16 protein-coding genes are annotated in these 24,409 nt (G+C 72.3%); 12 read left to right on the top strand and 4 right to left on the bottom strand.

Annotated elements, in window-relative coordinates:
- The first annotated feature begins 154 nt into the window (after positions 1-154).
- The 5 genes from ACIRQF_RS05580 (at position 155) to ACIRQF_RS05560 (ending at position 6,007) form a co-directional block, all read left to right on the top strand.
- A complete protein-coding gene (locus ACIRQF_RS05580; protein ID WP_404089092.1) occupies positions 155-1,348 on the top strand; it encodes an FAD-dependent oxidoreductase in 1,194 nt (397 codons plus the stop codon).
- Between the two features lie 472 nt (positions 1,349-1,820).
- Positions 1,821-3,347, top strand: a complete 1,527-nt coding sequence (locus tag ACIRQF_RS05575) for a Re/Si-specific NAD(P)(+) transhydrogenase subunit alpha (protein WP_404089090.1) — start codon at positions 1,821-1,823, stop codon at positions 3,345-3,347.
- 1 nt (position 3,348) lies between these two features.
- On the top strand, positions 3,349-4,767 hold the full coding sequence (pntB, locus tag ACIRQF_RS05570; protein ID WP_376631048.1) for a Re/Si-specific NAD(P)(+) transhydrogenase subunit beta: 1,419 nt from the start codon (positions 3,349-3,351) through the stop codon (positions 4,765-4,767).
- Positions 4,768-5,064: 297 nt separating this feature from the next.
- Positions 5,065-5,676 (top strand): RNA polymerase sigma factor, encoded by a 612-nt coding sequence (locus tag ACIRQF_RS05565; protein ID WP_382478381.1) that lies wholly within the window; start codon positions 5,065-5,067, stop codon positions 5,674-5,676.
- On the top strand, positions 5,666-6,007 hold the full coding sequence (locus ACIRQF_RS05560) for a hypothetical protein (RefSeq protein WP_376631044.1): 342 nt from the start codon (positions 5,666-5,668) through the stop codon (positions 6,005-6,007). Before ACIRQF_RS05565 ends, ACIRQF_RS05560 begins: the two co-directional genes overlap by 11 nt.
- Positions 6,008-6,207: 200 nt before the next feature.
- Here ACIRQF_RS05560 and pucL read toward each other — a convergent pair whose 3' ends face one another.
- Positions 6,208-7,140: a factor-independent urate hydroxylase gene (gene pucL, locus ACIRQF_RS05555; RefSeq protein ID WP_376631043.1), complete on the bottom strand. Its 933-nt coding sequence runs from the start codon at positions 7,138-7,140 to the stop codon at positions 6,208-6,210.
- A 292-nt stretch (positions 7,141-7,432) separates the two neighbouring features.
- Here pucL and ACIRQF_RS05550 point away from each other — a divergent pair, with 292 nt between their 5' ends.
- Together ACIRQF_RS05550 and ACIRQF_RS05545 are read left to right on the top strand one after the other, a co-directional pair.
- The gene (locus ACIRQF_RS05550) at positions 7,433-9,118 is read left to right on the top strand and encodes a BCCT family transporter (protein ID WP_404089086.1); all 1,686 of its coding nucleotides are present in this window, start codon (positions 7,433-7,435) and stop codon (positions 9,116-9,118) included.
- 309 nt (positions 9,119-9,427) lie between these two features.
- Complete coding sequence (locus tag ACIRQF_RS05545) at positions 9,428-11,257, top strand: ABC transporter ATP-binding protein (RefSeq protein WP_404089084.1); 1,830 nt, start codon at positions 9,428-9,430, stop codon at positions 11,255-11,257.
- 166 nt (positions 11,258-11,423) lie between these two features.
- On the opposite strand, the gene ACIRQF_RS05540 is transcribed toward ACIRQF_RS05545, so the two are convergent.
- The 3 genes from ACIRQF_RS05540 to ACIRQF_RS05530 form a co-directional block, all read right to left on the bottom strand.
- On the bottom strand, positions 11,424-12,761 hold the full coding sequence (locus tag ACIRQF_RS05540) for a hypothetical protein (protein ID WP_404089082.1): 1,338 nt from the start codon (positions 12,759-12,761) through the stop codon (positions 11,424-11,426).
- 188 nt (positions 12,762-12,949) lie between these two features.
- Positions 12,950-15,376 (bottom strand): discoidin domain-containing protein, encoded by a 2,427-nt coding sequence (locus ACIRQF_RS05535; protein ID WP_404089080.1) that lies wholly within the window; start codon positions 15,374-15,376, stop codon positions 12,950-12,952.
- A gap of 102 nt (positions 15,377-15,478) precedes the next feature.
- Positions 15,479-16,531: a LacI family DNA-binding transcriptional regulator gene (locus tag ACIRQF_RS05530; protein ID WP_404089078.1), complete on the bottom strand. Its 1,053-nt coding sequence runs from the start codon at positions 16,529-16,531 to the stop codon at positions 15,479-15,481.
- 143 nt (positions 16,532-16,674) lie between these two features.
- Between ACIRQF_RS05530 and ACIRQF_RS05525 the strand changes: the two genes are divergently transcribed.
- Genes ACIRQF_RS05525 through ACIRQF_RS05505 form a run of 5 tightly spaced genes read left to right on the top strand, consistent with a single transcriptional unit; the run spans position 16,675 to position 24,183 of the window.
- Entirely contained in the window at positions 16,675-17,970 is a 1,296-nt protein-coding gene (locus tag ACIRQF_RS05525; protein ID WP_404089076.1) for an ABC transporter substrate-binding protein, read from the top strand.
- Positions 17,971-18,014: 44 nt separating this feature from the next.
- A complete protein-coding gene (locus ACIRQF_RS05520) occupies positions 18,015-18,887 on the top strand; it encodes a carbohydrate ABC transporter permease (protein ID WP_376631029.1) in 873 nt (290 codons plus the stop codon).
- 4 nt (positions 18,888-18,891) lie between these two features.
- On the top strand, positions 18,892-19,734 hold the full coding sequence (locus tag ACIRQF_RS05515; protein ID WP_404089074.1) for a carbohydrate ABC transporter permease: 843 nt from the start codon (positions 18,892-18,894) through the stop codon (positions 19,732-19,734).
- Between the two features lie 49 nt (positions 19,735-19,783).
- Positions 19,784-21,106: a glycosyl hydrolase gene (locus tag ACIRQF_RS05510; protein WP_404089072.1), complete on the top strand. Its 1,323-nt coding sequence runs from the start codon at positions 19,784-19,786 to the stop codon at positions 21,104-21,106.
- Positions 21,107-21,138: 32 nt separating this feature from the next.
- The gene (locus ACIRQF_RS05505) at positions 21,139-24,183 is read left to right on the top strand and encodes an alpha-mannosidase (RefSeq protein WP_404089070.1); all 3,045 of its coding nucleotides are present in this window, start codon (positions 21,139-21,141) and stop codon (positions 24,181-24,183) included.
- Positions 24,184-24,409: the final 226 nt, after the last annotated feature.

Raw genomic sequence — 24,409 nt, 5'->3', positions numbered from 1 at the left:
GCGGGTGCGCGGCGACGGGAGCGACGACGCGCCGGGCGGACGGACCGCCCGGAGCAGGCGCCCGTGCGCGGATGGCACGACGTGGAGTCGGTACGGTGGCCGGGAACGTGATCCGCACGGCGGCGCGCCGCCGGGACCGGAGGGGGGAAGCCCTGTGCGAAGACGTCGGGCGGTCGTGGTCGGAGCGGGGATCGGCGGCCTCACGGCCGCGGTGGCGCTGCACCGCCGGGGTTGGCAGGTCACCGTCTGCGAACGCGCCTCCGATCCCCCCGTCACCGGCGCCGGCATCGGCCTCGCCCCCAACGCGCTGCGCGCCCTGCGCGCCATCGACGTCGACGTCACCCGGACCACCGGCAGCGCCGTACCGCTCATGATGGGGGTGCGCCGGTCCGACGGCCGGTGGCTCACCCGGACCTCCACCGCCGACCTGGCCGCGCGCTACGGGACGCCCCCGATCGCCGTCCCGCGGCCGGCCCTCACGGTCGCACTCGCCGCGGCCCTACCGGCGGAGGCCCTCCGCTACGGCACCGCCGTGACCGCCGTCGACGACGCCGCCGGCCGCCCGGTCCTGCGCACGGAGACCGGTCCGGACCTTCCCGCCGACCTGGTCGTCGCCGCCGACGGGATCCACAGCCCGCTGCGCCGCGCCCACTTCCCCGCCCACCCCGGCCTGCGCTACCTCGGTGAGACCGCCTGGCGGGCCCTCGTGGAGGCTCCCGACCTGCGGGTCCAGGCCATGAGCGAGACCTGGGGACGGGGCGAGCGGTTCGGCGTGACCCCGCTGTCCGACGGCCGGTTCTACCTCTACGCCACCGCCGCCGTCCCGGCCGGCGCACCGGCGGGCGATCCCCGCGCCGAACTCCGTCGGCGTTTCGGCTCCTGGCACGACCCGATTCCCGCCCTGCTGGACCGCGTCGGCCGGCTCGCCGTCGCCGACGTCCTCCGGCACGACCTCTACGAGCTGGCCGCCCCGCTCCCGCGCCTGCACCACGGCCGGATCGCCTGGCTCGGCGACGCCGCTCACGCCATGGCCCCGAACCTCGGCCAGGGCGGCTGCCAGGCCGTCGAGGACGCGGTGGTCCTCGCCCATCTCCTGCCCGCCGGGGACGGCGACGATGACGCGGACGCGGTCCCGGCTGCCCTCGCCGCGTACACCGCCGCCCGCCGCGACCGCACCGACGCCGTCCGCGTGCGCGCCCGCCGGGTCGGGCGCCTGGGCGCGCTCCGTCACCCGCTCGCCGCTGCGGCCCGCGACCTCGCGGTTCGTGCCACCCCTGACCGGCTGGCCGTGCGGGGCATGGACGACCTGTTCGACGGCTTCCGCCTGCCGGCCCGGCCCGGGACGTGACGCCCCCGGCCGCCGCCGCACGGGCGCGGGACGTGACGCGCCCGGCTGCCGCCACTCGGGCCCTGGATGTGATGCCCCCGGCCGCGTCCGCGCGGGCCCGGGGCGTGACGCCCCCGGCCGCGTCCGCGCGGGCCTGGGACGTGACGCCCCCGGCCGCCGCCACTCGGGCCCGGGGCGGGCCGCTCCCGCCGCCCTGGTTTCCCGGCCACGTCGCGGCGGCAGGAGCCGGGCGGGGCCCCGGCCGACACGAGGGGCCGGGCACGGCGAGGGCGGACGGCTTCGAGGTGCACGATGTCCTGTGCGGCACGGGACCCCGGCCCTCGTCGATGTTGCGTACACCTCACCAGCGGGTGCTGTTCAAGGAGAGCCCCCGACGGCCAAGCTGAACGGCGTGCTCCGGATCATTGCGGGCACTTCCGAACGTGTTGAGAACACGCCGTTGACGGCCTGAGCAGCGAAACGGAGAACACTCGTGATTGTCGGAGTCCTCAAGGAAGCGCGGGCAGGTGAGAACCGCGTTTCGGCCACGCCGGCCACGATCGAGCAGATCCGCAAACTGGGGTACGACGTGGTCGTCGACTCCGGCGCGGGCGTCGCGGCCGGCTTCACCGACACCGCTTACCAGGCGGCGGGCGCGACCCTCGGCGACGCGACGGCCGCGGACGTGGTGCTGGGCGTCAACGCCCCCGCCCCGGAGCAGCTGGACCGGGTGGGCCCGCAGGCGACGGTCATCGCGCTGTTCGCGCCGGCCTTCGACCCCGCGATGGTCGAGGAACTGGGCCGCCGCCCGTTCACGGCACTGTCGATGGACGCCGTGCCGCGGATCAGCCGGGCGCAGTCGATGGACGTGCTGTCGTCGATGGCGAACATCGCCGGCTACCGGGCCGTCGTCGAGGCGGCCCACGAGTTCGGACGCTTCTTCACCGGCCAGGTGACGGCGGCGGGCAAGGTGCCGCCGGCAAAGGTGCTCGTCGCGGGCGCGGGCGTCGCCGGCCTGGCGGCGATCGGTGCCTCCGGCTCCCTCGGCGCGATCGTACGGGCGACGGACCCGCGGCCCGAGGTGGCAGACCAGGTCCGGTCGCTCGGCGGCGAGTACCTGTCGATCGAGTCCCCGGAGGTCGAGGTCTCGAAGACGGGCTACGCCAAGGAGATGGGTGACGACTACAAGGCGCGCGAGGTCGAGCTCTACGCCGCCCAATGCCGCGAGGTCGACATCGTCATCACCACCGCGCTGATCCCGGGACGCCCCGCGCCGACCCTGATCACCGCGGAGATGGTCGCGAGCATGCGCCCGGGCTCGGTGATCGTCGACATGGCGGCCGCCAACGGCGGCAACGTCGAGGGCACCGTGAAGGGCGAGAAGATCGTCACCGACAACGGCGTGACGATCATCGGCTACACCGACCTCGCCGGGCGGCTGCCCGCGCAGGCCTCGCAGCTGTACGGCACGAACCTGGTGAACCTGCTGAAGCTGATGACGCCGGGCAAGGACGGCGTGCCGGTGCTGGACTGGGACGACCCGGTGCAGCGCTCGATCACCGTGGTCCGCAAGGGCGAGTCGGCGTGGCCGCCCCCGCCGGTGCAGGTCTCGGCGGCCCCGGCTCCCGCGCCCGCGGCCACCGCGGCGAAGCCCGTGCCGAAGAAGGCACCGATGACGGCGCGGCAGAAGTTCGGCGGAGTGGCGCTCGGCGCGCTGGCGCTGTTCCTCGCCGCCGGGTTCGCGCCGGCCGCGCTCCTGCCCCACGTGACGGTCTTCGTGCTCGCGATCGTGATCGGCTACTACGTGATCGGTCATGTGCACCACGCCCTGCACACGCCGCTGATGTCGGTGACGAACGCGATCTCGGGGATCATCGTCGTCGGCGCGCTGCTGCAGATCGGACACGCGAACACCGCCGTCACGGTGCTGTCGTTCGTGGCGATCCTTCTCGCCAGTATCAACGTCTTCGGCGGCTTCGCGGTGACGCGTCGCATGCTCGCCATGTTCAACAGGAGCTGACATGTCTGCGACCCTCGCCGCGCAGGCGGCCTACCTCGTTGCCGCGCTGCTGTTCATCCTGGCGCTGGCAGGACTCTCCAAGCACGAGTCGGCACGGCTCGGCAACGCCTTCGGCATGCTCGGCATGGGCGTCGCGCTCGTCGCGACGATCGTGCTCGCCGCCGACGGCGACATCAGTGCCGCCGGCCTCGGGCTGATGCTCCTGGCGATGCTGATCGGTGCGCTGATCGGCCTGCAGCGGGCCCGCGGCGTCGAGATGACGGGCATGCCCGAACTGATCGCGCTGCTGCACTCCTTCGTCGGTCTGGCCGCCGTACTGGTCAGCTGGAACGGTTTCCTGAACGTCGAGCACGACCCGAACGGCCCCGAGGCCGAGGCCCTGGACGCGCTCGGCACGCTGGGCATCCACCACGCCGAGGTGTTCATCGGCCTGTTCATCGGCGCGGTGACCTTCACCGGTTCCGTCGTGGCGTACCTGAAGCTCTCCGCGAAGATCGACTCCAAGCCGCTGGTGCTGCCCGGCAAGAACGCCCTGAACCTCGGTGCGCTGGGCCTGTTCCTCGCCCTGACGGTATGGTTCGTGATCACGCCGGAGCTGTGGCTGCTGATCACCGTGACGGTCCTGGCCCTGGCGCTGGGCTGGCACCTGGTCGCCTCGATCGGCGGCGGTGACATGCCGGTCGTGGTCTCGATGCTCAACAGCTACTCCGGCTGGGCCGCGGCGGCCTCGGGCTTCCTGCTCGGCAACGACCTGCTGATCATCACGGGCGCGCTCGTCGGCTCCTCCGGCGCCTACCTGTCGTACATCATGTGCAAGGCCATGAACCGCTCGTTCCTCTCCGTGATCGCCGGCGGCTTCGGCATCGAGGCGCCGTCCGCCTCGGACGTCGACTACGGCGAGCACACGGAGATCACCGCCCAGGGCGCCGCCGAACTGCTGGGCTCGGCCCGGTCGGTGGTCATCACGCCCGGCTACGGCATGGCCGTGGCACAGGCGCAGTACCCGGTCGCGGAGCTCACCTCGAAGCTGCGCGCCAAGGGCGTCGACGTACGGTTCGGCATCCACCCGGTCGCCGGCCGCCTGCCCGGACACATGAACGTGCTGCTGGCCGAGGCCAAGGTGCCGTACGACATCGTGCTCGAAATGGACGAGATCAACGACGACTTCGCCGGGACCGACGTCGTCCTGGTGATCGGCGCCAACGACACGGTCAACCCCGCCGGGGCCGAGGATCCCAGCAGCCCGATCGCCGGCATGCCGGTCCTCACCGTCTGGGAGGCCGGCAAGGTCATCGTCTTCAAGCGCTCGATGGCCTCCGGTTACGCGGGCGTCCAGAACCCGCTGTTCTTCCGCGAGAACACCGCCATGCTCTTCGGCGACGCGAAGGACCGGGTCGAGGACATCGTCGGCGCGCTCTGACGGGTCCGGCCGGCGGCCCGGGTGCCGGGCAACCGGCGCCGCACCGGCCGGAGGAAGGCCGGGGCGGCGCCGCGCCCGCACCGGCCTTCCTCCTCGTGTTCGTGTGAAGGATTCCGGTCCCGCGGGAAGGGGTGAATCCTTTCCCGCCCGGTGTGCCTCTCATAGGCGTGCGGACGACCGCGTCCGCCCGCCCCGAACCACCAGGAGGACCCATGACCACCGTCGTCATCGTCGTCGCGGCCGCCGCGCTGTTGGTGTGCGCGTGCGCCGTCACGCTGCGCCGCCGGAGGCGTCAGCGTGGCTGAGCACACCTGGCCCGGTACGACCCTGGTCGCCGCGGCGCAACGCGGGGACGTCGAGGCGCTCAGCGCGCTGGTGTACGGCTCGTACCCGCACGTGCACCGGTTCGCCCACACGCTGTGCGCCACGCCCCAGGACGCCGAGGACGCGGCCCAGGAAGCGCTGATCATCCTCTATCGCAAGATCGGCATGCTGCGCGCCTCCGGGGCGCTGGCGTCGTGGATGTTCCGCATCGTCCGCAACGAATGCCTGCGCCGCGCCCGGTCCCTGCTCCACCGCGGACCGGTCGACGCGCCGGACGGGCTCGGTGCGTCCGGCCGGTCCGAGGCGATCGGCGGTACGGCGCGTTCGGCCGAGGAGGACGTCCTGTTGCGTCTGGAGGCCGAGCGCGTCGCCGCCGCCGTCGCGGCCCTGCCCGCCGACCAGCGTCAGGTGCTGGTCATGCGGGACATCCAGGGCCTGCCCGGCCGCACCGTCGCCGAGCGGCTCGGGCTCAGCACCGCCGCGATGAAGTCCCGCCTGCACCGCGCTCGTTCGGCCGTGCGCGAGGCGCTGCACGAGGAAGCGGACCGAGAGGCCGTGACGAGGGGAGCCGACGATGACAGCTGAACCGACCGCCACGAAGACACGCATCACCGTGCCCGACCGTGCACCCGAGGTCGTCGCCGTGCGGGCCCCGGCGGCAGCCGGCCGCTACGCCAGCGCCAGCGTGCCGCGTCACCTGGCCCGCGGCGCCGTCGGGTTCGGCGCGCTCATCGGCTCGCTGGCCCTCCTGCCGTTCGTCGGCCCGGTGAGCCTGCTGCTCGCCCCGGTGGGCCTGGTCGCCCTGCGCGGCTGCCCGATGTGCTGGGCGATCGGCCTGATGGAGACCGTCTCCGCCGGCCGGCTGCGCCGCTCCTGCGTGGACGGGAGGTGCGAGCTGACCCGCGCGAAGTCCTAGGCGCCGCCGCCGCGGGTGGCCGCCGGGGGAGGAGTCCGGACCTCGACCGATCGGCGCCCGGGGCGCCCCGGGCAGGTGCAGGTGAACGTGGCCTTCGCCTCCAGGGGTGGCGCGGCCGGGCGCGGGAACACGGTGGGCGGCAGCCCGGGGCACGGGTGCCCCGGACCGCCGCGGCCGGGTTCGGCCGCGGGTCACACCGTTCAGGCGGTGATCCAGTCGCTCGTGGCGATGACCGGCTGGACGCCGTCACGGTGGATGGTGCCCTCGATCAGGCCGTACATCCGGTCGGCGGCGTAGTAGACCTCGTTGTCGTTCTTGAGCCCGAAGGGCTCCAGGTCGACGAGGAAGTGGTGCTTGTTCGGCAGGTTGAGCCGGACCTCGTTGACGGTGGAGCAGTGGTCGAGGACGCGCTCGGCCATGGCGTTGAGGGTCTGCTGCAGCGAGTAGCTGTAGGTCTCGGCGAAGGCCTCCAGCATGTGGCGCTTGACCTTCTTGTACGACTGGTCCCAGTCGAAGTCCGCGTCCCCGGCGGCGACCACCGAGTGGGCCCAGCGGGCCGTCACCTTGGTGGCCAGGATGCGGTCGTACGCCTCCTTCAGGGTCGTGTACCTGTCCTTGATGTAGCCGTGGAACTCGGAGTCGGTCGAGTTCATGACCGTGAGGTCGCGCAGGCCGGAGATGACCTGGAGCTGCCCGGTCGACTTGCTGTACGTGACCTGCGCGGTGCGCACCTCCTGGCCCCTGCGGACGAAGGAGTGCTGCTCGGGGCGGGTGGGGACGGGGATCCGGTCCCAGGCGAACTCCTCGACGCGGATCTGCGCCTCGTGGATGACCGGCTGGGAGTGCACGAAGTGCTTGGCGAGCAGGACGGCGAACGCCTCGGGCGACGTGATGCCGTGCTCCTTGGCGAAGGCGTAGACCGTGTTCTTCGTGGTGTCGGTCGGCAGGCAGTTGCCGTTGTCGCCGGTGAGGTGCACCTCACGGAACTCGCCGCGCAGGGCGACGGAGACGTTCAGGTCGCGGATCTCGTGCCAGGCGCCCTCGTTGCCCTTGCGGCTGACGGCAACGATGCGGTTCTCGGCCTTGCCGTACTGGTTCTGGGCCAGGACGTGCTTGCCGGTGGACTTGCTCATGATGCGGCTCCTGCGGGTACGTGGATTCCTTGATCCCGTACGCCCGGCGTCCGGTGCCGCGTCCGCCGCGGCACCCCCCGCCGTCCGGCCCTCGCGCCCAGGGGCCGCCCCGGGACTGACGAGCATCCCGGTCCGTAGGTGTTCGACACGGATTGCAGCACAGGGCGTCCCGCCCCGACAAGAGCGGCGCCGTCGTTCCCCGGGGTCTTCCCGCCGCTGTGGTAGTCCCTTAGGGGGGAATGGTCACAGCTGTTCCGGTTCATCCAGAATCGCTCCGAAGGGGACTGGCTTCGTGTCGCAGGAAGAGCAGAGACGGCCGGTGACGGCCGACCTCCCCGGGCCTTCGGACGGCCACGCCCGTACGGACCGGATCGTCTTCGGGGTCAGCGCGGTTCTCACCGTGGCCTTCGTCGTGTGGGGCGCGACGGCCACGAAGAGCCTGGAGACCGTCTCCAGCAAGGCCCTCGACGGACTGATCCGCAACGCCGGCTGGGCCTTCATGCTGGCCGCGACCGGCTTCGTCGTCTTCGCGCTGTGGCTCGCCGTCAGCCGCTACGGGCGGATCACCCTCGGTCAGGAAGGCGAGGGGCCGGAGTTCCGTACGGTGTCCTGGATCGCCATGATGTTCAGCGCCGGCATGGGGATCGGTCTGATGTTCTACGGCGTGAGCGAACCGCTCGCCCACTACGGCAGCCCACCGCCGGGCACCCACCCCGTCGACTCGGCCGAGCGGATGCAGACCGCGATGGCCACCACGCTCTTCCACTGGACGCTGCACCCGTGGGCGATCTACGCCGTCGTCGGACTCGCCATCGCTTACTCCACGTACCGGCGCCGGCGGCGGCAGACCGTCAGCGCCGTCTTCGTCCCTCTGATGGGCGAGCGGCGCGCGTACGGCGGACCCGGCCGGGTCATCGACATCCTGGCCATCTTCGCCACGCTCTTCGGGTCCGCGGCCTCGCTCGGCCTCGGCGCGCTGCAGATCGGCAGCGGCTTCGAGGAGCTGGACTGGATGGAGAAGGCCGGCACCGGCCTGCTCGTCGGCATCATCGCGGTGCTGACCCTCGCCTTCGTGCTCTCCGCGGTGTCCGGTGTGGAGAAGGGCATCCAGTGGCTGTCCAACATCAACATGGTGCTCGCCGCGATCCTCGCCGTCTTCGTCTTCGTCGCCGGACCCACCATCATCGTGCTGGACCTGCTGCCCACCTCCCTCGCCGCCTACGTCGGCGACCTGCCGCAGCTGGCCGGCCGCACCGAGGCGACGAGCGGCGACGACATCCATGACTGGCTGGGAAGCTGGACGGTCTTCTACTGGGCCTGGTGGATCTCGTGGACGCCCTTCGTCGGCATGTTCATCGCCCGGATCAGCCGGGGGCGGACGATCCGCCAGTTCGTCGGCGGTGTCATCCTCGTGCCCAGCATGGTCAGCCTGATCTGGTTCGCCGTCTTCGGCGGCACGGCGATGAAGCTCCGCGAGGAGGGCGCGCTAGCCGGCGAGACCACGCCGGAGGGTCAACTCTTCGGCGTGTTGCAGGAGTTCCCGATCACCGGGACCACGAGTCTGCTGGTGATGGTCCTCGTCGGCATCTTCTTCGTGTCCGGCGCCGACGCCGCCTCGATCGTCATGGGGACCCTCTCCCAGCACGGCACCTTCGAGCCCAGCCGCCTGGTCGTGGTGTTCTGGGGGGTGGTGACGGGGGCCGTCGCCGCGGTCATGCTCCTCATCGGCGACGGCCAGGGCGACGCGCTCGCCGGTCTGCAGAACCTCACGATCCTGGTGGCGGCACCTTTCGTGCTCGTGATGATCGGGATGTGCGTGGCGCTGATGCGGGACCTGCGCAGGGATCCGCTCATCGTGCGCGGGCGGTTGGGGGAGGAGGTCGTCGAGCTCGCCGTGATCGCCGGTCACGAGCGCTACGACGGCGACTTCGAGCTCCGCATCGGCCCCGGATCGCCGGGCGGCGAGGGCAAGGGCTGAGCGGGGCGCAGGTGAGGGCCGAGTCGGCTGGCGACCATCGGCCGTCCGGCGTCGGGCCCGACCCGGCGCTTGCGCTCCTTCCCCGAAAGACCCCTGGGTGGACCCCGTACGGGCTCACCGCGCGCCCCCGTACGGCTTCGCAGGACCCCGCGTACGAGCCCCGCGTACGGCCCGGGCGTGCGCCTCGACGAGCCCGCCCCGGTGACCCCGCGCGCCCGAAGTGCGCCCCGGAAAACGCTTGGACGGCGTGGGGACGGTCGCGGGAGACTGCGAGTTCTGTCCCTGGGGGTCCGACTAAGCAGGGTTGGAATGGATTCGCCTGAATCAGACAAAGGTACGCCGGGCCGCGGCCCGGTACTTCTCGCACTTCGACACTACGGACGGGAGCTGGGCCGGCTCCGCCGGATGACCGTGCCCGCGATGCTGCTCCCGGCGCTGGGCAACATCGGCATCGCCTACATCGCGCCGCTGATCGTCGCCAAGCTCGTCGGGCACATCGCCGGCGACGGCGCGGACGGCTCCGGGACGGGGCTCGGCGCCATGCTGCCCTACGTCCTCGCCTTCGCCGTGGTCCTGCTGCTCTCCGAGGCGCTCTGGCGCGTCGGTCTGCACTGCCTGAACCGGCTCGACGCCCTCGGCATCGAGCACCTCTACGTCGTCGGCATGGACGAACTCTTCGCCAAGGACGCCGCGTTCTTCCACGACAACTTCGCGGGTTCGCTCACCAAGCGGGTGCTCAGCTTCGCCTCCCGCTTCGAGGAGTTCGTCGACACGCTCACCTTCAACGTCATGGGCAGCTTCGTGCCCCTCACCTTCGCGTCCGTCGTCCTCTGGATGTACGAGCCGCTGCTCGTCGTCGGCCTCCTCGTGATGATCCTCGTCACGGCGGTGTGCGTGACGCCGCTGATCCGGCGCCGTCAGGTGCTCGTCGGGGAGCGCGAGGAGGCGATCGCCCGGGTGTCGGGCCACGTCGCCGACAGCCTGATGAACATGGACACCGTCCGCGCGTTCGCCGCCGAGGAGCGCGAGGCGGCCGAACACCGCTCCCGCGTGGCCGAGTCGAGGCGGCTGACGCTGCGCTCGTGGGACTACGGCAACCTGCGCATCGACACGCTGGTCGCCCCCATGTCCGTGCTGACCAACGTGCTCGGTCTGACCGTCGCGCTCGCGCTCGGCGCCGGCGAGCACGGCGTGGAGGCGGTCATCGTGGCCTTCACGTACTACTCCAACGCGACCCGCATCATGTTCGAGTTCAACCAGATCTACCGCCGTCTGGAGAGCTCGATGACGGAGGCGGCCCAGTTCACCGAACTGCTCCTCGTCCCCCCGACCGTGGTGGACCCGGAGGCCCCGGAGCCCCTGCGGTCCCGGGCCGCCGACGTGCGGTTCGAGCGGGTGACCTTCTCCCACGGGGGAGCGAAGCCGCTCTTCGAGGAGCTCGACCTGGACGTGCCCGCCGGCACCAGGATCGGCCTCGTCGGCCGGTCCGGCGGCGGCAAGACCACCCTCACCCGCCTGCTGCTGCGCATGACCGACGTCGACGCCGGCCGGATCCTGATCGGCGGCCAGGACATCAGCCGGATGTCCCAGGCCGACCTGCGCAGCCTGATCGCGTACGTACCGCAGGAACCGGCGATGTTCCACCGCACCCTGCGGGACAACATCGCCTTCGCCCGGCCCGCTGCCACCGACGCCGAGATCCGCCGCGCCGCCGAGGCGGCGCACGTCACGGAGTTCGCCGACGCGCTGCCGGAGGGCTTCGACACCATGGTCGGCGAGCGCGGGGTGAAGCTGTCCGGCGGGCAGCGCCAGCGGGTCGCCCTCGCCCGGGCGATCCTCCGCGACGCGCCGATCCTGCTGCTCGACGAGGCGACCAGCGCCCTCGACTCCGAGAGCGAGATCCTCGTCCAGGACGCGCTCTGGCGGCTGATGGAGGGGCGGACGGCCCTCGTGGTGGCGCACCGCCTGAGCACGGTGGCCGGCATGGACCGGCTCGTCGTCCTCGACCGCGGACGGGTCATCGAGCAGGGCTCCCACCAGGAACTGCTCGCCGCGGACGGCCCGTACGCCAAGCTGTGGCAGCACCAGTCCGGCGGCTTCCTCGACGACAGCCCGGCGAACGCGGCCGGACTGCGCTGAGCACACGGAGTGCCGGGGCGGGGTCCCACCAGGGCCCCGCCCCACTCCGCCTCGCCCACCCGGTGCCGCCCCGCCCCGCCCTTGCCCTCCGGCGCGGCAGCGTGACCGGACGCGCGGCACAGTGACCGGACCGGACATGCCCGTCCACGGTTCCGGCCGCCCTCGTTCAGGGGTGGGAGAACACGCAGGCCATCCGGGTGTCGGGATTGGCACTCATCCCGACGATCGCGCCGGCGTCCGCCCGGTTCACCCGGGCGTGCGCGCCCGCGTAGCCGCGGGAGGTGAGGAAGACGCCCACGGCGGCGACCCGGTCGTCGACCGCCCCCGTCACCGGGTCGAGCACCGGCTCGGGCCGTGGCACCACGCGCTCCTGGGCCAGGTAGCCGTGGTCCACCGCGATGGCCAGTGCCTCCCGCCACGCGTCGTCGTCGCACTCCCAGCCGACGAACGTGTCCAGACCGCCGTGCCCGGCGCCGGGCTTGAGGATCAGGTGCTCCCGGCGCTCCCGGCACACGTCGAGCAGATCGGGCGAAGCCGTCCGGCCCAGCGTCCGGCTCCACGGTAGGACCCGGTCCACCAGGTCCCGTTCGACGGCGTCGAAGGCCGTGGCCCAGCGCGGGTCGGACAGCAGGGCGAGCGCGTTCTTGTGCGCGTACAGACCGCTCTCCAGCGACGTGTACAGCACGGTCCGGCCGGCCTCGTGCGCACGGAACAGGTGCTCCGCGGCCTCCGGCCCCGCCGGGTCGTCGAGCAGCTGACGCGCCCCGAAGTTACGCAGGACCAGATCGAGCGGGGCGCCGCCGAGGGTCAGCTTGCCGTCGGGCCGGGTGCGTACGTCGCCGAGCTCGCCGATCCGCAGCTCGAGCCCCTGCGCGGCCATCGCCTCCTGGAAGGCCCGCATCAGCGTGCCGTACGGGCCGATGCCCCCGTTGCCCTCGACGAGCCCGATCACCGGCTCCGCGCCGCCGCCGGACAGCGCGGCCCCGGCCCGTTCGCGCAGGTCCTCCGCGAGCCGCGCCGCCGTGTCCACGTGGGCCAGACCGTGCGCGGCGGCGAAGGCGGCGAACTCCCCGACCCGCAGCAGGCCGTCGTTGCACACCGCCATGTCCATGCCCCCGACCTCGCTGCCGAGGTTGAACTCCAGGAGCCGGTAACCGGTGCCGTCGTGGTACGCGTCGGCCCGGCCCAGCCGCGCCGGACGCCCGTCGGAGCACCGGCGCAGCAGGGCGGCATGCCAGGGGTCGAGGCCGAGCTCCTTCGCGTACCGCTCGGCGTCGCCGTCGAAGAGCCGGTCCGGGAGCGAGACGAGCAGCTCGAACAACTCCTCCAGGTCCCGCGCGAACTCCCGGGTCTCCGCCTCCGGTACGAACCAGGGCCGCGGCAGCAGATGCCGCCGCCACGCCTCGTCGAAGGCCGGTGGGAAGGCGGCGCGCGCGACCGCGTCCCGCAAGCCCGCGTTCCCGTCCCGGCATGCGTCCGTGTACGTACGGCTGAGGGCAGTCATGCCCGCCATCCGACCACGGCCCCGGCCCGGGCGACAGGCCCCGGCGCCGCCGGACGGTCAGGGGGCGGACGTGGGCCGCGCCATGTCGGCCCCGGACCGCCAGAAGCCCCGGACCGGCTGAGCGTCGGCCCCGCCCGCCTCCGGCCACCCGCCTCCGGCCACCCGCCCCCGGCCACCCGGCCGTTCGGCTACGCCCCCCAGGCCTCGAACTCGTAGACGCGGGCGGCCGGGTCCGTCGTCTGCGTCGGCTTCGTGATCGACAGGCGCACATAGCGGGCGGTGACGGACACCGGGTGGGTCGTGGTCGCCGCCGTGTTGCCGGTGACGGTCACGGCGGTCCTCCACGGCTCCGACGCGCCGTCGCGCACCTCGACGGTGAAGTCGCGGGTGTTCCAGCTCGCGCTCTCGCCGCCCGCCGCCGCGTGCTTCACCACGAAACGGCCGACGGACCGGGACGCGCCGAGGTCCACCTCCAGCCACTTGGCGCCCGTGAGCGCGCACCACTTGTCACCGTTGCCGCCGGAGGTGCTGCCGTTGACGGCTTTGGCCGGGGTCTCGGTGGTGTTGCACTGCCCGGAGGCGGTCGCGGGACGGTTCAGGGCCAGGTTGACCTCACCGGTCGCCGCCCACGTGACCGTGGTGCTCGCGGCGGACGAGCGGCCGTATTCGGTGGAGACCGCCTCCACGTCGAGCGTGGTGCTCGTCTCGGCGCCGACCCGGTCGAGCCGCGGTACGAAGTAGCTGTCGTTGGGCGTGGCACCGAGGAAGGTGCGGCTGCCGTCGGGATTGCGGCGGTACACCTCGTAGTGGTGCACGTCCCCGGCGGCCGAGGCCGTCCACGCCATCCGCAGTGACCTGCTCGTGGCGCCCGTGTCCGTCGAGCCGAGCACGGTGGGCGCCGAAGGGGCCGACGGAACGTCCACCGTGCCGTCGTAGACCGCGAGTTGGCCCACCCGGACGTCGTACGAGGCGGCCGTGCCGGTGGTCTGGAGGCCGATCTGGGCGACGGTGCGCCCGGCGTACGCGGACAGGTCCAGCGTCCTGCGCTCCCAGCCCGCCGTCGTGGTGGAGCCGAGGTCGAGGGTGGTGAAAGTGGTGGGGGAGTCGGTGAACGACACCGCCGCCTTCAGTCGGGTCGGTCCGGCGGCCGGGGTCTTCAGCACCACGGACAGCTTGGTGTCGGCCGCGACCGGGAGCCTCGACTGGTACAGCCGGACGGTGTTCACCGCGTCCAGGACACCGGTGAGTCGCAGCGCCGAGCCGCCCTCGTAGGCGTCGGTGAAGTCGATCGAGGGCTTGAGCTTCGTCCCGGTGGACGTGACCAGCCAGCGGTAGGTCGGCGGCACGTCCTGCAGGGAGAGGTTGTTCCAGCCACTCGTGGAGACCTTCACGCCGCCGGAGTGGTAGAAGTCGCCCTGTCCGGCGTCGAAGGAGGTCACGAAGGGTTTGGCGGTGACCGGCGACGACTCGGCGACGTAGGTCGCGAGGCCCTTCCACGAGGACGTGGTCGTGGTGTCGGAGGGGTCGCCGTTGGCGCCGTCCCAGTAGCGGGCCTCGCGCGCGTACGAATCGGCCCGGCCGGTCGAGGAGTTGTGCGTCCACTCGGGGCGGTAGAGGCCGAGCGAGGTGGTGTGCGGCCGGCCGGCCGGGAAGACGGCGCTCCACGGGACGCTCGTGTCGTAGCCGTTGGCCTCGGTGTCCACCCCGGCGAACAGCTCGTACTCGCCGCGGCCGAGGGAGCGGGCGAGGGTACGGGAGGAGTCCAGGGCGGCGGCGCCCCAGCCGAAGTCGAGGAACATCGAGTCGCTCGTGCGCTGCGAACCCTCCTGCAGGAAGGCGTCGTTGGCGGTGGTGAGGGCGTCCTGCCAGCTGACCGAGCCGGACTCGGTCATCGCGTCGTACCACATGAACTCGACGGGCCCGAGTGAGCGGGCGTACCGCAGGGTGTTGCGCATCTCGGTCGCGAGGGCGCTGTCGCCGCCGGCCGTCTCCTGGTTGATGAACCAGCCGTCGAAGCCGTAGTACTGCGCGGCCTGGGCCAGCTTGTCGGCGACGGGGTAGCGGGTGCCGGACTTCTGGACGAAGTCCCGCACCCACTGGATCTGGCCGCCGTACGCGGTGGGCGGGAAGAACACCGTGCCGTACACCTTCACGCCGTTGCGGTGGGCGGCGTCGATCACGGTCGGATTCGGCGCGAGGATCAGCCCCTCGCCGGCCGAACCTCCCCAGAAGACCAGCTTGTCGACGTACTGCCAGTGCCCGAAGGCGTAGTAACGCGGATCGAGCGAGCCCTGTGAGGGGTTGTTCGAGGTCGGCGCGAAGGACACCAGGGAGGCGACCTGGCCCTCCCCCGCCCGGGCGTTCGCGTTCGCCTTCAGCGCCGGGTCGGAGACCCGGGCCTTGAGCGGGACGCGCGCGCGGTTGAACCGGGCGTCGGGATCCGTGGCCGGATCCCAGTTCAGGATCGTGTTCGGGTACCAGTACGAGGCGTACGGCTGGGTGCCCGCGGCATCGGCGACAACGTTGTCGGACGCCGACGCGCCCGGTGTGGCGGCGAGGCCGAGCGCGACCGCGGACAGGGCCGCGGCCAGGAGGAGATGCAGGGGTCGTCTCATCGGAGCTCCGGTCCAGCAGAGGGGGAAGGGGCTGGTGGTGCCGGTGGCGCGACGGTGCGGAGTTTCGTTCGGTGCGGAGGCTAAAGGGCTTTAGTGACAGGGTCAAGAGGGCGTCGGCCGGCCACCCCGGCCGGCGGCCGGGCCCGCCGTGCTCTCACGGACCGTCAGGCGCGGCGTCGGGTTCCGGACGTCCTGCGCCGAGGACGGGTCGTCGAGCACGGTGAGCAGGGTCGTGGCCACCTGCTCTCCGAGGGCGAAGGTGTCGCGGGAGAGCGCGGTGAGCGCGGGGTGGACGATCCGGGCGAGCGCCGAGTCGTCGAACGACACGATCGACACCTCGCCGGGCACCGCGACCCCCATCTCGGCGGCGACCCCGAGGCCCGCCACGGCCATCACGTCGCTGTCGTACACGAGCGCCGTCGGCCGCTGCCGCCCCGGCCGGGCCAGCAGCGCCCGGGTGGCGGCGGCGCCCTCCGCGTCGCTGAAGTCGGTGGGCACGGACACCGCCTCGTCGAGGCCGAGCCGGCGCGCCGCGTCCCGCACCGCGCGGATCCGGCGCTGGGTGTGCTGGAAGGAGGTGAGCCCGGCGAGATGGGCGATCCGGCGGTGCCCGAGGGCCGCCAGGTACTCCACGATCGAGGTCATCGCCTCCCGGTCGTCCGCCCACACGGCGGGCAGCCGCCCGTGCCGGCCGGGCCCGCCGAGGACCACGGTCGGCACGCCGAGTTCCTCGAGGACCGCGATGCGCGGGTCGCGCACCTGCAGGTCGACCAGCACGAAGCCGTCCACGCGGTGCTCGGAGGTCCAGCGCCGGTAGACCTCGATCTCGGCCGCCGTGTCCTCGACGACCAGGAGCTGCAGCGCGGTGCCGCGGGTGGAGAGCGCCGCCTGGAGCCCGGAGAGCAGCTGGCCGAAGAAGGGTTCGAGCCCGATGGTGCGGGCGGGCCGCGCGAGGACCAGGCCGACGGCTCCGGCCCGGGCCCCGCCGAGGGCGCGGGCGGCGCTGTGCGGGCGCCAGTTCATCCGCTCGGCCACCCGCAGGATGCGCTCCCGGGTGGCCTCGCTGACGCCCGGACGCCCGTTGAGCGCGAAGGAGACGGCGCCCTTGGAGACACCCGCCTCCCGGGCGATGTCGGCGATGGTCGGTCGGGCCATCGGGCGCCCCCTCGTCCTGCGCGTTTCCGCATGCTCTCTTGACACCGGAGTTTAGCCGGGAGCATAGTCCCGCATCGCTAGAGCGGTTTAGTCAAGCAAGGTCCGCGCAACTCCCCGCGACGTCCGAGCAAGGAGACACCCTCGTGCGACACATTCGAAGCGGCCTGTGGGGCCGGTGGACCGCCGCCGCCGTGGCGGCCGTGACCCTGGCCGGCTGTGGCCTCGGCGGCTCCGAGGACTCCGGCCGGCCCGGACCGGTCGCCACCGGCGGCGAGGTCACGGGCAAGGTCTCGCTCCAGACCTGGGCCCTCAAGCCGAAGTTCACCGCCTACATGGAAGGGGTGATCTCCGGCTTCGAGAAGAAGTACCCGGGCACCGAGGTCGAGTGGCTCGACCAGCCGGGCGAGGGCTACTCCGAGAAGGTCCTCAGCCAGTCCGCCGGCGGCACCCTCCCCGACGTCGTCAACCTGCCGCCGGACTTCGCGCTGCCGCTCGTCAAGCAGAACCTGCTGCTCGACATCGCCGCCTCCGACCCCGCCGCTTCCCGCGACTACGTCAAGGGCGGCCTCGACGCGTACCGCTTCCCCGGCCGGCAGGGCACCTTCGGCTATCCCTGGTACCTCAACACCGACGTCAACTACTGGAACGGCGAGCTCCTCACCGCCTACGGTCTGGACCCCAGGAAGCCCCCGGCCTCGCTCGAGCAGCTCGTCGCCGCCGCCCGTACCGTCAAGGCCAGGTCCGGCGGCAAGACCTATCTCATGAGCCGCAAGCCCAACCTGATGGACCTGGCCAACGCCGGCGTCCCGATCATGTCCCCGGACGGGAAGACCTTCACCTTCAACACCCCCGAGGCCGCGGCCGTCCTCGACACCTACCGCGCGGCCTTCAAGGAGGGCCTGCTGCCCAAGGACGTCCTCACCGAGACCTACGCGGGCAACACCAAGCTCTTCAGCTCCGGCACCGCCGCGTGGACCACCGCCGGCGCCAACTACATCACCAGCCTGGCCGTCGACAATCCGACGCTCGCCCCCAAGGTGGTCCCCTCGGCGCCCATGGGCACGCCGCCGCTGTACGTCCAGGGCCTGTCCATCCCGAAGAACACCAGGAACCCGGCCGCGGCCCTCGCTCTCGCCCGCTGGGTCACCAACGCCGAGAACCAGGCCGCGTTCGCCCGCGAGACCAGCATCTTCCCCTCCACCACGGCGTCCGGTGCCGACCCGTTCTTCAGCAGGAGCGACGGCAGCAACGCCGGTGACGCCAAGGTCCTCGCCTTCCGTTCGCTGTCCTCCGCCCGCGTCCTCGAACCCGTCCAGGCGAACGACGCGATCAAGACACTCGTCAACCAGCAGATCGCCCTCGCCGTCAGCGGCCAGAGCGGCTCCAAGGAGGCCCTCGACACGGCGGCCGCCCGCGCCAACCAGCTCCTCGAGGACTGAACGGCCGGCCCCTCGGCACCGACCGGACCCACGGAAGGCTTCCCATGACCCACCGGCGCTGGTTCACGCCCTGGCTGCTCGCCGGTCCCGCCCTGCTCTGGCTCGCCGTCTTCAACCTGTGGCCCGCGATCAACACGGTGATCCTGTCCTTCACCAACGCCAAGCCGCTCGGCGGAGGACACTTCACCGGCCTCGCCAACTACGAACGGGCCCTGGACGACGCGCAGCTGACGGACGCCCTCGTCAACAGCGTCCTCTACCTCCTCGTCTGCCTGCCCCTGCTCACCGTGCTGCCGCTGCTGCTCGCGCTCCTCGTGGAGAAGCGGCTCCCCGGCATCACGTTCTTCCGCACGGCCTTCTACACCCCGGTCGTCGCCTCCGCCGTCGTCGTCGGCATCATCTGGGGCTGGCTGCTCGACGAACGGGGCCTGCTCAACGGCATGCTCCAGCAGCTCGGTCTCGCCGACCACCCCGTCTCCTTCCTCACCGACCGCTGGCTGCTGCTGCTCAGCGCCATGGCACTCACGGTGTGGAAGGGGCTCGGCTACTACATGGTGATCTACCTGTCCGCGCTGGGGAACGTCGGCCGCGAACTCCACGAGGCCGCCGCCGTCGACGGGGCCTCCCGACTCCGCCGCTTCTGGCACGTCACCCTTCCCGGCGTCCGGCCCGCCATGCTCCTGATCTCCGTGCTCATCTCGGTGTCCGCGCTACGGATCTTCTCCGAGCTGTACGTGCTCTCCCACGGCACCGGCGGCCCCGGCGGGCGCGACATGTCGGTGGTCATGCTCATCCAGATGTACAGCCGCGGCTTCACCGGGCACATCGGTTACGCCTCCGCCCTCAGCGTGCTGCTCTTCGTCCTCACCGTCGGCCCGATGATCGTCCTGGCCCGGCTCAACCGGAAGGCGGCATGACGGCATGAGCGCACCCGGCCGCACCGCGCCCGCCGCCGAGAAGGCGGTCCGCTACCTCCTTCTCGTCCTCGTCCTGCTCCTCACCGTCGGCCCCTTCCTGTGGCAGCTGTCCACCTCGCTCAAGGGGCCCGGCGAGGACGTCTGGTCCCGCACCCCGGGCTTCCTGCCGGCGGACCCGACCCTCGACAACTACGCCCGCGTCGCCGACACCGTCCCGGTGTGGACCTACGCCGCCAACTCGCTGATCGTGGCGGGCATCGCCGTACTCGGGAACGTCGTGGGCACCACCCTCGCCGGATTCGCCCTCGCCCGGCTGCGCTTCCGCGGGGCGCGCCTCGCCCTCGGGCTCTTCGTCGCCACCCTGGTGCTGCCCGGAGAGGTCACGATCGTCTCCCAGTACGTGACCGTCCGCAGCCTCGGTCTCACCGACACCCTCGTCGGCGTGGCCCTGCCCGGCGCCATCGCCATGCTCAACGTGCTCCTCATGTACACGGCCTTCCGGGCCGTGCCGCCTGAGCTCGACGCCGCCGCGCTCGTGGACGGCGCCAACGTCCGGCAGCGGCTCGTGCACGTGGCCCTGCCCAACGTGCGGGGCATGCTGAGCGTCGTCGTCATCTTCACCTTCATCGCCGCCTGGGACGACTTCCTGTGGCCGCTGATCGTGCTCAACGACCCGCAGAAGTACACGCTCACGGTCGGACTCCAGTACCTCGACGGCACGTTCTCCGCCAATCCCCGGCTCATCGCCGCCGGCACCATGATCGCCTTCCTGCCGATCGTCGCCGTGTTCGCGGTGCTCCAGCGCTTCTTCTTCAAGGGGGTCGAGGAGGGAGCTATCAAGGGATGACCGCCGACCCCGCCCGGCTCCACCGCCTCACCGAAGGAACCGCACCCGCATGACGAACCGTCAGCCCAAGCCCGCCGCCGGGCGGCCCTCCGGTCCGCGCGCGGAGCGGGCCACCACACCTCGCTTCGGCGTCAACTACACGCCCAGCCAGGGCTGGTTCCACCACTGGCTCGACTTCGACCTCGACGCCGTACGAGCCGACCTCGACTCCGTCGCCGCCCTCGGCCTCGACCACGTGCGCGTGTTCCCGCTCTGGCCGCTCTTCCAGCCGAACCGCACCCTGATCCGTCCCCGCGCCCTCGACCAGCTCGGCGCGCTCGTCGACGCGGCCGGCGAACGCGGCCTCGACGTCGCCGTCGACGGCCTCCAGGGGCACCTGTCCAGCTTCGACTTCCTGCCCTCCTGGACCCGGACCTGGCACCGCCGCAACCTCTTCACCGACCCCGCCGTCCTCGACGGCCAGAGCGCCTATCTGCGCACCCTCGCCGCCGCCCTCGCCGACCGTCCGAACTTCCTCGGCATGACCCTCGGCAACGAGATCAACCAGTTCTCCGGCGACCCGCACCCCGACCCCGACCGTGCCACCCCCGCCCAGGCCGAGTCCTGGCTCCGCCGCATGCTCGCCGCCTGCGAGGCCGGCGCCCCGGGCCGGCTCCACCTGCACGCGGCCTACGACGCCGCCTGGTACCTCGACGACCATCCCTTCACCCCCGCCCACGCGGCCCGCCTCGGCGCCGTCACCGCCGTCCACTCCTGGGTCTTCAACGGCACCGCGCAGCGGTACGGCGCCGATTCCGTGGCCGTCGGGCAGCACGCCGCGTATCTCGTCGAGCTCTCCAAGGCCTGGGCGGAGGACCCCCGGCGCCCCGTCTGGCTCCAGGAGGTCGGCGCGCCCGCCCCGCACATCGCCCCGGAGCGCGCGGCCGAATTCACCCGTACGACCGTCGCCGCCGCGCTCGACTGCCCCGATCTGTGGGGTATCACGTGGTGGTGCTCCCACGACGTCGACCGGTCACTCGCCGACTTCCCCGAACTGGAATACAGCCTCGGCCTGTTGACCACCGACCGCCACGTCAAGCCGGCGGGCCGGGCCCTCGCCGAGGCCGTCGCCGAGGCCCGTGCCGCCCGCCCGGGCCCGGCCGCCCGGAGCACGGCGCTCGTCGTCGACCTCCCGGACGACGCGGCCAAGCGCTCCGCGTGCGGCCCCGGCGGACCGTACTTCGAGGCCTTCATGCGGCTCGCCGCGGCCGGGGCCCGCCCGGCCGTGGTCCTCGCTGCCCGTGCCGACGACCCCGCGTACCTCGCCGCCCGCGGCATCACCGAGCTCGTCGCCCCCGACGCGCCCGGAGCCGACCGGCCCGGCCGACCCTGACCTCTTGCCACCCGCCCCTGGGAGAGTTCCGCATGCATGACGACCGCAGCCTCGTCGAGTCCCGGCTCAAGCGGGTGCTCGACGAACGCATCCGACCGGCCATCCATCCGCAGTCCGTCCCGCTCGACGTGGGCATCTGGACCGCCCCGGGCGAACCCGTACCGGTCGCCGAGGGCATCGCCGCACCCCGCATCCCCATCGGCGTCGGCGACGCCTGGGGCGCACCCTGGGGGACGAGCTGGCTCACCGTCTCCGGCACCGTGCCCCGGGAGTGGGCGGGCCGCACCGTCGAGGCGCTGATCGACCTCGGCTTCGACGCCAACATGCCCGGCTTCCAGTGCGAGGGCCTGGTCTACCGACCCGACGGCAGCCCGGTGAAGGGCCTCCACCCGCGCAACCAGTGGGTGCGGATCGCCGCGCCCGCCGCCGGCGGCGAAGAGGTGCTGCTGCACGTCGAGGCCGCGTCCAACCCGGTGATCCTCGACTACCACCCCTTCCTGCCCACCGAGCTCGGCGAGAAGGAGACCGCCGGCGACCGGCCCCAGTACCGGCTCGCCCGCATGGACCTGGCCGTCTTCGACGAGACCGTGTGGGAGCTCGTCGTCGACCTCGAAGTGCTCGGCGAGCTCATGGCCGAGCTGCCCGTCGAGGGCGCCCGCCGCTGGGACCTCCTGCGCGCCGTCGAACGCGCCCTGGACGCCGTCGACCTGCAGGACGTGAACGGCACCGCCGCCGCGGCCCGCGCCGAACTGGCCGGCGTCCTCGCCTCGCCCGCCGAGCCCTCCGCCCACCGCATCAGCGCCGTGGGCCACGCCCACATCGACTCGGCCTGGCTGTGGCCGCTGCGCGAGACCGTGCGCAAGGTGGCACGGACCACCGCCAACATGACCGCCCTCCTGGAGAGCGAGCCGGACTTCGTCTACACGATGTCCCAGGCCCAGCAGTACGCGTGGATCAAGGAGCACCGGCCCGAGGTGTACGCCCGGGTCAAGAAGGCGGTCGCCGAGGGACGCTTCGTCCCGGCCGGCGGCATGTGGGTCGAGTCCGACACCAACATGCCCTCGTCCGAGGCGATGGCCCGTCAGTTCGTGCACGGCAAGCGCTTCTTCCTCGACGAGTTCGGCATCGAGAACCACGAGGCCTGGCTGCCCGACACCTTCGGCTTCGCCGGCGGGCTCCCGCAGATCATCAAGGAGGCCGGATCGAAGTGGCTCCTCACCCAGAAGATCTCCTGGAGCCAGGTCAACTCCTTCCCGCACCACACTTTCTGGTGGGAGGGCATCGACGGCACCCGGATCTTCACCCACTTCCCGCCGATCGACACCTACAACTGCTCCATGCAGGGCAGGGAGATCGCCCACGCCGTACGCAACTTCAAGGACAAGGGGCGCGCCTCGCACTCCATCGCGCCCACCGGCTGGGGCGACGGGGGCGGCGGCACCACCCGCGAGATGATCGCCAAGGCGGCGCGGCTGCGCGATCTGGAGGGCTCCGCCCGGGTGCGCTGGGAACGGCCCGCCGAGTTCTTCGCCAAGGCCCAGGCCGAGTATCCCGAACCGCCCGTATGGGTAGGTGAGTTGTATCTGGAGTTGCACCGCGCGACCCTCACCAGCCAGGCCCGCACCAAGCAGGGCAACCGGGCGAGCGAGAACCTGCTGCGCGAGGCCGAGCTGTGGTCCGCGACCGCTGCCGTACGCGCCGGACTGCCCTACCCGTACGCGGAGTTGGACCGGATCTGGAAGACGGTGCTGCTGCACCAGTTCCACGACATCCTGCCCGGCTCGTCCATCGCCTGGGTGCACCGAGAGGCCGAACGCACCTACGCCACGGTCGCCGGACAGCTCACCGCGATCACCGAGCGCGCCCAGCGCGCCCTCGCCGGCGACGGGAGCGCCGAGATCCTCTTCAACAGCGCCCCGCACGCCCGCTCGGGCGTCCCCGCCGGCGGCGCCCGCCGCGTGGACGCGCTGCCCGACGCGCCCGGCCGCTGCACGGTCGAGGCACGGGAGGGGGGCGGCTTCGCCCTCGACAACGGGCTGCTGCGGGTCGCCGTGGACGGACGCGGACTCGTCGTCTCCGTCGTCGACCTCGACACCGGGCGCGAGACCGTCGCCCCCGGCGCCGCCGCCAACCTCCTCCAGCTGCACCCCGACTTCCCGAACATGTGGGACGCCTGGGACGTCGACCGCTTCTACCGCAACACGGTCACCGACCTCACCGACGTCGACGAACTGCTCGTCACCGACGCCGGTCCCGAGGCCGTCTCCGTCCGTGTCACCCGCTCCTTCGGCGCCTCGACCGCCGTCCAGACCCTCACCCTCATCGCCGGCGCCAAGCGCCTCGACCTCGACACCGAGGTGGACTGGCACGAGACGGAGAAGTTCCTCAAGGCCGCCTTCCCGCTGGACCTGCACACCGACCGCTACGCCGCCGAGACCCAGTTCGGGCACCTCTACCGCCCCACACACACCAACACCAGCTGGGAGGCGGCCAAGTTCGAGGCCTGCAACCACAAGTTCGTCCACTTCGAGGAGCCCGGCTGGGGCGTCTCCCTCGTCACCGCCTCGACGTACGGCCACGACGTCACCCGCACCGTACGGCCCGAGGACCGCGGCACCACGACCACCGTCCGCGCCTCCCTGCTGCGCGCGCCCCGCTTCCCCGATCCCCACACCGACCAGGGCGTCCACCGCTTCCGGCACGCCCTCGTGCCCGGCGCGGGCGTGGGCGACGCGGTCCGCGAGGGCTACGGCATCAACCTGCCCGAGCGGCGCGTGCCCGGAGGCGACGACGTGGTGCCCCTGGTGGGCGTCGGCGACGAGGCCGTGGTCGTGAGCGCGGTCAAGCTCGCCGACGACGGCAGCGGCGACGTCGTCGTCCGCCTCTACGAGTCGCGGGGCGGCCGCGCGCGCACCCGGCTCACCGCCGGCTTCGCGCTCGCCGGCGCCCGGCTCTGCGACCTGTTGGAGCGGCCGCGGGAGGGGGACGGCGCGGGGGTGCTGCCGGTGGAGCGGGACGGGGTGGCGATCGAACTCCGCCCCTTCCAGCTCCTGACGCTGCGGCTCGCCCGCGCCTGATCTCCGGGGCGGCACGAGGAGAGGAGCTGTCGGCGGGCGCCCGACGGGATGGTCGCGGGAGTGCCTCCACAGGGTCCACCAGGACGGTCCGAGGAGGCGTCGTCCGCGTGTCTTACCCGTCCGCCCGTCCTACCCGTCCGCATGTCCTCCCCGGCCGAGGCCCGGGAAGGGACCAGGGGCAGCCCGTGCTGGACGCCCCGGGTTACCCCTGGTCACCGGGCGGGGT

This window comes from Streptomyces sp. NPDC101191 (genome assembly GCF_044767915.1).
GTDB lineage: Bacteria > Actinomycetota > Actinomycetes > Streptomycetales > Streptomycetaceae > Streptomyces.
Note: the sequence above shows the minus strand (reverse complement) of the source record. Positions and strands in the feature narration are given on the sequence as shown.

Bases quoted from the DNA above. Each gene is read 5' to 3' on its own strand.
- pntB (WP_376631048.1), top strand. From the start codon at position 3,349: ATGTCTGCGACCCTCGCCGCGCAGGCGGCCTACCTCGTTGCCGCGCTG.
- ACIRQF_RS05560 (WP_376631044.1), top strand. From the start codon at position 5,666: ATGACAGCTGAACCGACCGCCACGAAGACACGCATCACCGTGCCCGAC.
- pucL (WP_376631043.1), bottom strand. From the start codon at position 7,140: ATGAGCAAGTCCACCGGCAAGCACGTCCTGGCCCAGAACCAGTACGGC.
- ACIRQF_RS05545 (WP_404089084.1), top strand. From the start codon at position 9,428: ATGGATTCGCCTGAATCAGACAAAGGTACGCCGGGCCGCGGCCCGGTA.
- ACIRQF_RS05540 (WP_404089082.1), bottom strand. From the start codon at position 12,761: ATGACTGCCCTCAGCCGTACGTACACGGACGCATGCCGGGACGGGAAC.
- ACIRQF_RS05535 (WP_404089080.1), bottom strand. From the start codon at position 15,376: ATGAGACGACCCCTGCATCTCCTCCTGGCCGCGGCCCTGTCCGCGGTC.
- ACIRQF_RS05530 (WP_404089078.1), bottom strand. From the start codon at position 16,531: ATGGCCCGACCGACCATCGCCGACATCGCCCGGGAGGCGGGTGTCTCC.
- ACIRQF_RS05520 (WP_376631029.1), top strand. From the start codon at position 18,015: ATGACCCACCGGCGCTGGTTCACGCCCTGGCTGCTCGCCGGTCCCGCC.
- ACIRQF_RS05515 (WP_404089074.1), top strand. From the start codon at position 18,892: ATGAGCGCACCCGGCCGCACCGCGCCCGCCGCCGAGAAGGCGGTCCGC.
- ACIRQF_RS05510 (WP_404089072.1), top strand. From the start codon at position 19,784: ATGACGAACCGTCAGCCCAAGCCCGCCGCCGGGCGGCCCTCCGGTCCG.
- ACIRQF_RS05505 (WP_404089070.1), top strand. From the start codon at position 21,139: ATGCATGACGACCGCAGCCTCGTCGAGTCCCGGCTCAAGCGGGTGCTC.